Genomic DNA, 12,963 nt, shown 5'->3' with positions numbered 1-12,963 from the left:
ATTAGCGAGACAGTCTGAGACCCCGGAGGCGAAGTGAGGAGGCTTAAGCTTAGCCCCACGGAAAGCGACGTGTATTCCGGCTGGGTAATCACAACAAACTTTACGAAAACAGCCTTTTATTTTAACAAAGCCTAAAGAAAGAAAATGATCCCCGCAAACTACTAACGATTAACTACCCTTTGTATATGAATTGCTAAATATAACTTTTCATTATCTGTTAAAGAATAATTGAATTGATTTTCAATGTATTCATTTATTTTTTCCGTACATTTAAATGCTTCCTGATGTTTATGTTTAACCATTTCATAGAGGTATGGGTCATCATCATCCATGTATGTCTTGCTGTATAGTCTTTGCGCAAAAAATTTCAAATGGGTAAGAAACCGAAAGTAATTTAAAGATTCCTCGTCAAATTCCATTTTATAATGATATTTAACAATATTTAGTATATTTTGCATTACCTTTGTTATGTTTGCGATATTAGGCATTTCTTGATTTAAATCTGAATTGACTAGATGCATAGCAATAAATCCCGCCTCATCTTCTGGTAGTTCAACACCTAACTTATCCTTAATTAGATGAACCGTCTCCATTCCAATAGCAAACTCTTCCTTATAAAATCGTTTTATTTCCCATAATAATGCATTCTTAATTTCATATCCTTTTTCTATTCTTTGCACAGCAAAATGGAGATGATCGGTTAGAGAAATATAAAAACTATCATTTAACTTCCTCCCAAGCCTGCTGCTAGCAATCTTTATAACTTCTTCCGTTATGACGATATATTCAACCGGCACTTCATATAGGAGTGTTTTAAACTTTTCCGACATATCATTATTTTTTAAAGCAAATATTTTCTCGATTTTTGTTTCATCAACTAAATCACCAGGTTTCTTCTGAAAAGCAATCCCTCTGCCCATTACTACTAATTCTTCTTTTTTATTATTAAATGTACCGATTACGTTATTGTTATATACTTTTTCTATTTTCATTAGACCACCTGTAGTTTAATATGGCTTTTTTTCATTATAATAGATAAGTGATCGTGATAGTATTGTTTAAAAAATGGGAAAGAAGGAAAGTTGATAACCAACTTCCCAATTTCCTTTTTATACCTTTTCTCCATTGGATACAATGACTTCTTTATACCAATCGAAACTCTTTTTCTTTGATCGATTTAATGTCCCATTCCCTTCGTTATCTTTATCTACATAAATATAGCCATAGCGTTTTTTCATTTCACCTGTTGAAGCACTTACTATATCAATTGGCCCCCAGCTGGTATAGCCAATTATTTCTACACCATCCTCTATCGCCTCAGACATTTCTAAAACGTGTTTACGTAGATAATCGATACGATAATCATCCTTTATCTCTCCATCTTCTTCTGGTATATCGATAGCCCCTAAACCATTCTCTACTACAAATAACGGCTTTTGATAGCGATCATACAATTGATTTGCTGTGATACGGAAACCTTTCGGATCGATTGTCCAACCCCACTCTGATTTTTCTAAATATGGATTTTCAATAGAACCGAATACATTCCCAGAAGTTTGCTTATTAATTTCTGGATTTGTACTTGTAGTTCTGCTCGCATAGTAGCTAAAACCAATATAATCAACTGTATATTCCGCTAATAATGCTTCATCCTGCTCTTCCATTTTAATTGATATATTTTTATCCTTGAAAAATCGCTTGGCATAGCCAGGATATTTTCCTCGAGATTGAACATCTATGAAGAAGAATGAATCTCTATCTTTTTCCATTGCATCAAAGACGTCATCTGGATTACAGGAATATGGATATGTTTGGCCTGCTGCCAGCATACAACCAATTTTCATATTAGGATTGATTTCATGCCCTGCTTTTACAGCCAAGCTGCTTGCAATCAATTGATGATGTGCTGCTTGATATTTCACTTCAAGCTTATCTTCTCCTTCTTCAAACACCAATCCTGCACCAACAAATGGCAAATGTAAAAGCATGTTGATCTCATTAAAAGTCATCCAATATTTCACTTTATCCTTATAACGCTCAAACAAGGTAGTTGCATATTTTTCAAAGAAATCAACTAGTTTACGATTTTTCCAGCTCCCATAGTTCTTTACTAGATTAATAGGTACATCAAAATGAGCAATAGTTACTACTGGTTCGATTCCATACTTTAATAGCTCATCAAAAATATCATCATAAAACTGTAGCCCAGCTTCATTTGGTGTAGAATCATCACCGTTCGGATAGATTCTTGCCCATGAAATCGATAAACGCAGTGATTTAAATCCCATTTCTGCAAAAAGGGCAATATCCTCTTTATATCGATGATAGAAGTCAATTGCTTCATGTGAAGGATAGAATTCTCCTTCAAGCGGCTCGTAAGACGGAAGGTTTCCCATCATAATCTCAAACCTTTTATCCCCTGTTGGCAATAAATCAACAGTTGTTAAGCCCTTGCCATCTTCTAAATAAGCTCCTTCTGCTTGATTGGCAGCAATTGCTCCACCCCATAAAAATCCTTTTGGAAACGCCATACTATCTATCATTCCTTTCTCTATAACTTATCCCTTCGTTTCTAGGCGAAATAATAAATCTCCTTGGTGTATCTGTTTTTTATCTGTAACTTCTAAATGAAACTCTCTATAGTTTGTAATAACGATCGGCGTCGTTAAAGGCTTCCCAGCTTTCGTTATTTCATCCATATCGAATTCGATAAGTAATTGCCCTTTTCTTACAATTTCACCTTGTGTAGTGTGTACAGTAAAATGCTTCCCTTCCAATTGAACGGTATCCATTCCGATATGAATTAAAATATCTACACCAGTGTCAGTTGTGATACCAATTGCATGCTTCGTTGGAAATAAAGCAGAGACAGTCCCATCTGCTGGAGCATATAATTTTCCTTCACTCGGTTCAATTGCAATCCCATGGCCAAGTGCTCCAGATGCAAATGCTTCATCTTGTACTTTTGATAAAGCTTTCACTTCTCCATTCAAAGGGCTTTTTACTTCCTCTTTTTCTACTTTTGTTGCTGCTACTTGGTTTGATGCTGTAGTTTTTCCAGTCGAATCTTGACTTTTGTTAATACCTCCAAAGAATAATGTTAATAAGAATGCTACTATAAAACCAACAATGATTGATATTAGTGCTCCCCATAAGTTCATATTGATTCTAGTAGGAGTAATATAAGAAGGGATACCAAAAATTCCAAGACCTCCAATAATGTAACCCTTTACATCTGTAAGACCTGCAATAGCACCACCTATACCTGCACCGATACAGCTAATAATAAATGGTTTCTTTAATGGTAAGGTAACCCCATAAATTGCTGGCTCAGTTACACCAAAAATACCGGAAATAAAAGCTGGATAACTCAACGTTTTTAACTTTTGATTGTTCGTTTTAATTAAAATAGCAAGGACTGCACCAATTTGCGCAAAGGACGCTGCAAATACAGGAGATAAAATAGTATCATAGCCAAGTGTTGCTACATTGTTAATAGCAATTGGTACTAGACCCCAATGAAGACCGAAGATAACCAGTACTTGCCAGAACCCGCCTATTAATAATCCTGCAATGGCTGGACTTAAGTTATATAAGAATAAAGAACCTTGACCAATTAATGTACTTGCCCATGTTGCAATTGGACCAATAACGAGAAATGTAACAGGAACGACAATCAATAACGTAAATAACGGAACAATAAATGCTTTCACTACATCTGGTATAACAGTTCTTAACCATTTCTCTACTTTAGAAGCAAAGAATGCGGAAAGAATAATCGGAATAACGGAAGAAGAATAACTCATTAAAATTACTGGTATTCCTAAAAAAGTAATATGGATTGGTGATTCAAATAATGTACCTCCAAATATGGTATATAAAGGATCACCTGTTGTTAAAGTAGATAAGGTTGGATAAACCAATGCAGCCCCTATCGCCATTCCAATAAACGGTGTTCCTCCAAATTTCTTAATTGCTGTATACCCTAAGAAGATTGGTAAGAAGTAAAATAGTGCATCTCCTGTTGCATTTAAAATTTGATAAGTGCCAGAAGAATCTGTTAGCCATCCTATTGATAAAAATAGTGCATTAAACCCTTTGATCATCCCTGATGCTGCTAGAACTCCAAGAACGGGAGTAAAAATACTCGAAATCATATCAATAAATCGATTGAAAAGAGATCCTTTAGAACCTTGCTCTTCCTCTACAGGCTGTTGGCTTTGAAAGCCGCCTACTGAAACAACTGCTTTGTATACGTCTGGAACATGGTTACCGATAACCACTTGATATTGACCACCGCTTTTCATAACAGTTACAACATCATCCATGTTTTTTAGTATTTCTGTATTTGCTTTACTCTCATCTCGTAGCTTAAAGCGGAGACGCGTAATACAATGAACAACACTGGAAACGTTTTCTTTTCCACCCACATTGGCAATAATATCTTTTGCTAATTGCTCATATTTCATTTTTGACCCTTCCTTCACTATGGAATTTGGTTTTAACAAATAAAAAAACCTGACCCGACTAAAATACACGCAAGACAATAGCATGTTTTCTAGTCAGTTCAGGTTATGCCCACTTAAGGTAACATTCCTTCACGGAACTTTTAAGTTTTGTATTTGTTACCTGTAATTTATCATGACTTAAAATAAGTGTCAACGCTTTCTTTTAGAAAATTGAATTCTTTTGTCGATTTATTAAACCATCCTATAATTGGTTTAATAATGTTATTGCGATAAATGGGCAAGCATTATAATTCTCAAGTAAATCGATAATTATTTAAAGCCTTTTTGGGGTAACTCTTCTTAATAGCTGAAGAGTGGTTTTGTTAAAGATTATCCCTTTTTTATTTTCCTTCAAAATCACTAGTGTTGCATAAATATTGTCGCAATTTTCAGTCTGATTATCCTCCTTGTTTAGAGCCAAAAAGGTAAATACCTATTCAAAGGTGGCTCCATCTATTTGGTTTTTTTTTACAATTAGACTTGTGCGACAACAACAATTTGCTTATTAAGGGATGGCTTTCCCTTCAATCTTTCGAAGCCAGATATGGGCTGGTTTCCACAATGCAGCCCTTAAATAACGGCTAATTTGTAAGGTTTTTCGCTTACTTCTTGTTTCAAGTTGTACGAGAACATGTAGGCAAAAAACAATCAGTGCGATAAACACTTGGTTTTGAATCGCCCATTCACTTTGACCGTAGAACTTTTTGATGCTGAGATGCTGTTTGATCCATTTAAAGAACAACTCAATTGCCCACCGTGATTTGTACATCTCTGAAATTTCTTCGGCACTCAAATCAAAACGATTGGTAATTAAATGCAGTTCATTTCCTTTTGAATCCATCACTTTTAGAAGACGAAAGTAATTTTCAGCACGGTTTTGAGTCGTACCAATCAACACCATTTGATCTGACAAAACAGCTGAATTCTCGGGTAGTTTAAAATTATAAACTTCCCGTATGACTGCGTTTTTCCGTAGCCTTGAAAGAAAAAAGTAACCATCATCTGTCATTCGGTCAAAGCGCTCGTAATCTAGGTAGCCACGGTCAAACACATACATGCATTCTTTATCATCAACCATGATTTCAAGCTGACCACGATCATGTTCTTTTGCCGTTGTTAAAACAGCCTTTTCAGGATAGGAACTCCCTTTTTCCATAAACACAAGTCTCAAATGCAACTTGACACCCGCTTTTGTTTTGCGGAACTTTGCCCATTTATGATTGGTCAAATTAAGTGGCAATGTGCTTGAATCAATGATTTTTAACGGCATAATAAGCTTTGTATAATGTGTTTTTGCATGAATTTGTGCGACTAAATCAAGGAAAAGCCTTTGAAATAAATCTGGATTTATACCGTTTAATCGGCGTGAGAGCTGAGAAATACTGATTGAATCAAGATCAATGCCTTTTTGTAGTTGGTCGTCGAAAAGACAATCGCTTAGCTCATGCAAACTTTCGACTTCTTGTAGCTGTGCAAAAAGGAGTAATTTTAGAAATGAGTCTGTTTTTAGTTTTTTCGTATAGTAATCTAATTTCAACGTTTTCACGGTTTCTTCAAAAAGTTGAAGATTTATTGGTGAAAACCATTGTCCAAATGAAGTTTTTCGTGTAATCTTGTCCATGAGTTGGTCCTTTTTTAGTGGATTTGGACGGGTTACCACCTGACTTATCCATTATAAAGGACTTTTTCTTTGCATAAAATAATAAAATTGAACATTTTGAGTATTTTTAATAGTGAAAATAAATTAATGCAACACTAGTGCAGGACTTCTTTTGTTAAAATTTTATTTGTATCCCATGCTCCTAATAAGTACATTACACCTAATGCACGGTCATATAAGCCATAACCCGGTCTACATACCTCATCCCAAATATGTCTTCCATGATCTGGTCGAATATAACCACCGAAATCGTTTTCATATAAACCATTAACGATTTCTGTTATAGGTACAGACCCATCCTCCACACGATGAGAAGTTTCTATAAAACTACCATCTTCGAAGTGTTTTACGTTTCTGATATGAGCAAAGGGAATTCTATTAGTGAATGTTTTCACAATATCAACTAAATCATTACTTGGATTTGCCCCTAGTGAGCCAGAACAGAAGGTTAAACCATTAGCTGGGCTGTCTACACTACTTAAAATCCGTTGAATATCTTCTTTATTTTTTACAATACGCGGTAAACCAAAAATCGAAAATGGTGGATCATCTGGATGGATAGCCATTTTAATTCCACATTGTTCTGCAACTGGAGTAATTTCTTCTAAGAAATATACCAAATTATCTAACAAAGCTACTTCTGATACATCTTTATATAAAGTAAATAAACGCTTTAAATCTTTTAGTCGCTCTGGTTCCCATCCAGGCAGCGTTAAATCTTTTGTATTTTCTTCCATGTTTTTGACTACTTGCTCAGGTGTAAGAGAAAGTACTTTCTGAGCATCGAAATACAATGCAGTACTGCCATCTTCTGTTTCTTTAAATAAATCTGTACGCAGCCAATCAAAGACAGGCATAAAGTTATAACATACTACTTTCACGCCGAATTGACTAAGATTCTTTAACGTTTCTTTATATGCTTCTATATATGGCTGTCTTGAATCCAATCCTAATTTTATATCTTCATGAATATTAACGCTTTCAACAACTTCGGTATTTAATCCGTATTCTTTTACTTGGTTTACTACTTCTGCAATACGCTCTACAGGCCATACTTCTCCTGCAGGCACATCATGTAGTGCCCAGACAATCCCTTTGACTCCTGGAATTTGGCGTATTTGTTTTAAAGTAATTGTGTCATTGCCTTCCCCATACCACCGAAATGTCATTTGCATATTTCATTTTCCTCCTCTTTTCGAATCTTGCTGTCTCTCGAAAAAACTGGTTATCTATTGTTGCGGATAAAAATATTCAGGGAATTCTTGCAGTAAAACTCCTTTTTCGGAAAGCATCAATCTCATATGCTCAGACATTAATTGTTCAGCCTTTGTTCTGTTCTTATCTAAAATTGCTTCGTAAATTTCTTTATGATGACTGATTAATATCTCCCAATCTAAATCCTTTATATCTTTTAGTCTTAGTAATCTAAACCGATTTAAATGCCCCGCCATATCTTGAATCATTCTCCAAGTGCGCTCTTTTCCACAGCAAATAAAAAGTTCCTTATGAAAACCTTCATCTAAATCTAAAAATTTTTCTTTTTCTTGTTTTCCCACTTCATTGCTAGCCAGCATTTCTTGCATCTTTAAGTTCATTTCTAGCTTAAAGGCAATTTCATCTGTCATGTTCTCACAGCATAAACCGATGATATTGGTTTCAATTATCTCTCGGACAAAGCGTGCTTCTTCAGCAAGACTTAGGTTAATTAGAGAGACAAACGTACCACTTTGTGGAACGATTGTTAATAATTCCTCTTGTGCTAATTTTAAAAAGGCTTCTCTTATAGGTGTTCTACTAACTTGTAATAAATCCGACATAATTTTTTCACTAATCTTTGTACCAGGTATAAGCTTTAATTTTAAAATCTCTTCTTTCAATTGGTTATAAGCAAATACTTTCGCACTATTATTTGACATGATAGATCCTCTTCTCCTTTTTATATTTGTTTAGTATATAAAAAGGGAGGATTAAATGTCATTCATTTTCATTGATTTTAAAAATCTCCCCCCTTAAAACATATTAATATACTAATATGGTAGTTATGAGTACATTATAACTTCATTTCTTTTGGAATACAATTCAAAAATAGTACTAAAATGTGACAATTGCATTAACAGCTTTTGCAATTTATTTACACTTTTATTAGAATTAATGAATTATTATGGGAATACTTAATAATTATTGATGCTTTTAAGGAGGAATGAAATGCTAATACAGAAGAGGAGAGCGTGAAACCAATACGATGAAAAAAGTGAAAAGAAGTATTTATAAAAATTCCTTTATTAATATTGAAAAAGAAGAAGCGTGGTTAAATAAAATGTGTAAAAAAGAGTATGCGCTTAAAGAAATTTCCAAAGGATTTTATTTATTTGAAGACTGCACACCTGGTAATTTTATTTACAGAATCGCATTTCTAAAAAAGAGTACGCCAAAAAATAATAATCTAGCATTAAATGTGGAACATATCGCATCAGCCAACAGATAGCACTATTTTCGAAAAGATACTGCCTTAGGAAAGTTCGTTATATATTCAGATATTGATTCCCAAATGGAACATTATCAAAGAATTAACTTTATCTGGTATATTCTAGCAATAATTTTTCTTTATTCCGGCCTCCAAGACATTTTTCTAAGAGACAAACCAGTATTTAATATCCTATTAAATACTGGTTTAATTGTCATAGGAATTCTCTTCCATATTATTGGATTTCCTCTTACTAAAAAAATTTATATTCTAAAAAGGAACAAGAAATTACCGCTTTAATTAGAAATAACCTATTTTATATGTTATTGCGTCTATTTTACCTGCCTTTGTTGGCCTTTTGGGTATGAGTACTCCGAGCTAACTTTTGGTTTTCCAGCTAAAACTGGCAGGTTTCCAATGCCAAATTAATGCTTTTCAGCGAAACTTCTGATTTATCAGCCAAAAACTCACTCTTTTCAGCCAAACTTCCGATTTATCAGCCAAAACTTCACTCTTTTCAGCCAAGCTTCCGATTTATCAGCCAAAAACTCACTCTTTTCAGCCAAACTTCCGATTTATCAGCCAAAACTTCACTCTTTTCAGCCAAGCTTCCGATTTATCAGCCAAACCCACAAGCTGCATAGAACGCTGCTTCACTAATTACTCTTTATAAATTCTTCACCGCTTTCTCCATTTCCGTTTCACCAGAGACTAAATCAAATAATTTATTAAACACATTTTTTTCTTTTATAGAAGCCATTATTGTCGCTGCTACATCTTCTCTTGGGATCACTCCTTTTTCTAGATTCTCAGCAGCTGCAACCAAACCAGTACCAGCATCATTTGTTAATCTGCCCGGACGAATAATGGTATAGGTTAATCCACTTTCCATAAGAATGCGATCAGCATAGTGTTTTGCTACATAATATGGCTTAATTTGTTCATTCCAGTTTTCTCGACGATGCGCCTGCAACGCACTAACCATTACAAACCGTTCTACCCCTGCATTCTTTGTTGCCTCCATCATTTTCACAGCACCATCAAGATCAATCAATAATGTTTTATCATATCCCGTTTTCCCACCTGAACCTGCTGTGAATACGACGGCATCACAACCTTTCACTGCAGACTCTAGCTGTTCCACCGTTTCTTCCAAATTACCTAATGCAGTTTCTATTCCGACTTTGTCAAAAGCTTTCTGCTGATCTGACGTTCTTACCAATGCTCTAACAGAAAACTCATTACTTTCGTGTAATAATGTCACAAGCTGTTTACCTATTTGCCCGTTTGCTCCAACAACTAATACTTTCACAGCACTGACTCCTTTCTAATCCATTTTCTACTATTATTTCATCCAATTGTTTCTTTTTCAAATAATACAAAAGAACATGTTGATTCTTATAATAGGGAAACCAAATATGATAGAATGGATAAATGACTAAAATGAGTGTGAACACAGAGCTCTAAGGCTAATCAAACATCCATCATTTACTTTCAAAGTAACTTAGGAGTGTAACTTAAAATGAATAAAAAAGATATCGCAAACATCCGAAAACAATTCAAAATGAATAATGATCTACTTAGAATAACAGATATGTTTAATGTTTATGTCATGAAAGAATCAAGTGATATATTCCATTATCAAAGTCAGCCCTTTGGCATGCTTGATCAAGATCAACAAGAGTTATTTTTACATAACTTCAAGAAATTACTTGCCGGTAATTTGGATGAAAAGCTGTTTGAATTAAGGTTTCATAGAGAGGCAGAAAATAATAGCCAACTTATCCTACATAAAGGATTACTTAGCTCAGAAGTAGAGGATTGGAAAGAGCAAATGCTTCAGATTGTGGACAAGTTGCTTAATAGCAGACAATATGAAAAAGACATTGTCATCACATTCATTCGCGGAGAATATTTAAAGCCGAAGAAACGGCGCAGTGAAGAATCCGAAGAAAGCGAACGAGATACGGTTTTCTCCCATCCTTTCATTTTATGCAGCATCAATAATACACAAGAGCCTAAGAAAGAATTACTTTTTGACTATGTAGAGAAAGAGTTTAAATACAATATTGTTGTTGATCCCATTATAAATCTTAATGCGCCAATGGGCGGATTTCTTTTCCCTAGCTTCACAGATAATGCAGCAGATGTTAACCATATTCTCTATGCTGCCGGCAAAATCCATGAGCCAGATTACCAATTTATCGAGGAAGTTCTCAACGGCGAGGAAATGATGACTGCTCAAGATGATAAAATTGTGTTTGAGGAAATCATTAAAGATGTGACTGGAGATCAATTGAGCACTTCTACTCTTTCGAATGTATACGAGGAAATTAACCGAATGATTGTCGAAAATGAAGAAGAAGAGGTTCCAAAATTAGACTCCAAAGACGTGGAACAAGTCTTAAAGATGAGCGGAGTAGAGGACATTAGTCCAGAAAAAGTCGAGTTTGCTTTCAAAAAAATTATTGATGATGATAAATATGAATTAAAAGCAAGTAATATCTTGCCAAAATTCACATCAAAATCGATTAAGATCAGCACCAAGATTGCTAACATTGCCATCAGCCCTCCTGACTTAAGATATGTGAAGCAAATCGAATTTAGCGGCAAACGCTACTTGATGATTGAAGTCGAAGAAGACACCGTAATCGAAGGATTTACAATGATTCCCGAAGCCTTCGGCGGAAGTCCAGAAGAAGACTAAAATTCAAAGAGAGAGTGGGACATAAATATTTCAACCAAATCTAACCCCCGAACAATAAAAAAATTCGTATAATTGTTTGGGTTTTTTATTTATTTTAAGAACGAAGGATTGTGGTAATCACCCGCAGCCTGAATACACTTCGCTTTCCATGGGGCGAGCGCCAAGCCTCCTCGTTCCTGCGGGGTCTTGGACTTTCTCGCAGCTCCCATAGGAGTCTACGTGTATTCAGTCTGCTCCATTTAGTTTCTTTTGAAAAAAATACTGGAACGATTTGGATTCACCACTAAATTAGAGATTGTTCGTCTTTATCCATTATTTATTTTGTTTTGTCCCACCCTCGATAAATCTAACTTACTGCTCTAGTCGCCACTAACGCCTTTATTGACTAAGTTGTTTACTTTTATGGTTTTCGCGAATAATCCTGTATAAATAAGAATAGTCCCCATCATTACAATGAAGCCAATGTAGACAGACATCATTGTTGGAATTAAGAATGCCCCGATAATAATACTAGCTCTTGCAATTAAATCTGCTCCACTAAATGATAGGTTGGAAAAAGCAGAGTATGATCCACGTTTATCGCTTGGAATCATATTTGCCTGCTCTGCATTTCGAATCGGTGAATAAATTAATTCGCCCATCGTTGCTATCAAATTAAATAAAACGAGCATATACCACGTATTCGCCGAAGTAACAGTCACATATCCAATTCCATATATAATAAGACCTGTTATTAAAGCATTCTTTTTATTCATCTTATCTGTGAACCGATTAATAATGAAAGTAAAGCAGACTACGAGCAGCATATTTTCTATATTTAATATACTTAGCATTCGTACCCCAACAATTTCAAAACTCCCAATCCGAACTGCTTCAAAAGTTTCAGCAAGGCGAATCCCAATATAACTATTTAATGAAAATTCAGCTGCAAAAATAAAGGTGGAGCCTGTAACCACTTTTACAAAGGCTGTATCTTTAAATGCCACTTTATAATTGCTGATTAAGTCAACCAAGACATTCTTGTGCTTTTTCTGTAACTGATCTGTGAACTTGTCCTGCAGCCAAACCCCGTAGGCAATTGGAATCAATGTAGATGTGCAAGTCAGCATGATGAATAATTCTTTCTGATGATTCAAATATAAAAGTCCTCCAAGTGCTGCCCCAATAGCCATCGATAAATTAATCAGCCAGTAATCGAGCGCATAAATAGCTTTTCGATTTTCTGGTGTTGTGGAATCAATAATAATCGCATGCATTGCTGGTCGCCCTAGACTGCTTGTGATAATAAATCCAACGTATGCCAAAGCAAACAATACAATTATTTTATTGGTCGGAAATAGACTGATCGTCATGATTAAAAAGAAGAATGCATTCAGCCAGGATGTTATCATTAAAACCTTTTTTCTCGGAAAGCGATCAGAAATATATCCTCCAACTAAATTGATCAAAAATCCGATAACCACAGTAGTGATCAAAAATAAGCCCGCCCAAATTTTGTTTAATTCCTGTGCAAAGAATAAAGCCATAAATGGCATAACTGCTGATGATACCGCCCGATTAAAGAAAGAGGTAATCATCCTAACTTTGATATTTCGCGGTAATTCCTTCCATTTCATGTTGTCTC

General features: G+C 35.0%; 10 protein-coding genes. 2 read left to right on the top strand and 8 right to left on the bottom strand.

Going from position 1 to position 12,963, the window contains the following annotated elements:
• Positions 1-161: 161 nt before the first annotated feature.
• From licT to HHU08_RS02890, 6 genes are all read right to left on the bottom strand, one after another.
• Positions 162-992 (bottom strand): BglG family transcription antiterminator LicT, encoded by an 831-nt coding sequence (gene licT / locus HHU08_RS02915; RefSeq protein WP_101728854.1) that lies wholly within the window; start codon positions 990-992, stop codon positions 162-164.
• Positions 993-1,109: 117 nt separating this feature from the next.
• Positions 1,110-2,531, bottom strand: a complete 1,422-nt coding sequence (locus HHU08_RS02910; RefSeq protein ID WP_016203989.1) for a 6-phospho-beta-glucosidase — start codon at positions 2,529-2,531, stop codon at positions 1,110-1,112.
• A 27-nt stretch (positions 2,532-2,558) separates the two neighbouring features.
• Positions 2,559-4,469 carry a beta-glucoside-specific PTS transporter subunit IIABC gene (locus HHU08_RS02905; protein ID WP_169187761.1) on the bottom strand — a complete coding sequence of 637 codons (1,911 nt, stop codon included), beginning with the start codon at positions 4,467-4,469 and terminating at the stop codon, positions 2,559-2,561.
• A 544-nt stretch (positions 4,470-5,013) separates the two neighbouring features.
• Positions 5,014-6,129 (bottom strand): IS4 family transposase, encoded by a 1,116-nt coding sequence (locus tag HHU08_RS02900; protein WP_016201461.1) that lies wholly within the window; start codon positions 6,127-6,129, stop codon positions 5,014-5,016.
• 134 nt (positions 6,130-6,263) lie between these two features.
• The gene (gene uxuA, locus HHU08_RS02895) at positions 6,264-7,343 is read right to left on the bottom strand and encodes a mannonate dehydratase (protein WP_169187760.1); all 1,080 of its coding nucleotides are present in this window, start codon (positions 7,341-7,343) and stop codon (positions 6,264-6,266) included.
• Positions 7,344-7,397: 54 nt separating this feature from the next.
• On the bottom strand, positions 7,398-8,084 hold the full coding sequence (locus tag HHU08_RS02890) for a GntR family transcriptional regulator (protein WP_016203995.1): 687 nt from the start codon (positions 8,082-8,084) through the stop codon (positions 7,398-7,400).
• A 326-nt stretch (positions 8,085-8,410) separates the two neighbouring features.
• Between HHU08_RS02890 and HHU08_RS02885 the strand changes: the two genes are divergently transcribed.
• Positions 8,411-8,653 (top strand): DUF2812 domain-containing protein, encoded by a 243-nt coding sequence (locus HHU08_RS02885; RefSeq protein WP_016203996.1) that lies wholly within the window; start codon positions 8,411-8,413, stop codon positions 8,651-8,653.
• Positions 8,654-9,299: 646 nt separating this feature from the next.
• Here HHU08_RS02885 and HHU08_RS02875 read toward each other — a convergent pair.
• On the bottom strand, positions 9,300-9,944 hold the full coding sequence (locus HHU08_RS02875) for an SDR family oxidoreductase (RefSeq protein WP_016203997.1): 645 nt from the start codon (positions 9,942-9,944) through the stop codon (positions 9,300-9,302).
• Between the two features lie 210 nt (positions 9,945-10,154).
• Between HHU08_RS02875 and HHU08_RS02870 the strand changes: the two genes are divergently transcribed.
• Positions 10,155-11,339 (top strand): DUF4317 domain-containing protein, encoded by a 1,185-nt coding sequence (locus HHU08_RS02870; protein WP_016203998.1) that lies wholly within the window; start codon positions 10,155-10,157, stop codon positions 11,337-11,339.
• 359 nt (positions 11,340-11,698) lie between these two features.
• Here HHU08_RS02870 and HHU08_RS02865 read toward each other — a convergent pair whose 3' ends face one another.
• Positions 11,699-12,955: an MDR family MFS transporter gene (locus HHU08_RS02865; protein ID WP_016203999.1), complete on the bottom strand. Its 1,257-nt coding sequence runs from the start codon at positions 12,953-12,955 to the stop codon at positions 11,699-11,701.
• Positions 12,956-12,963 lie beyond the last annotated feature (8 nt).

It is taken from the genome of Niallia alba, from assembly GCF_012933555.1.
Lineage (GTDB): Bacteria > Bacillota > Bacilli > Bacillales > Cytobacillaceae > Niallia > Niallia alba.
Note: the sequence above shows the minus strand (reverse complement) of the source record. Positions and strands in the feature narration are given on the sequence as shown.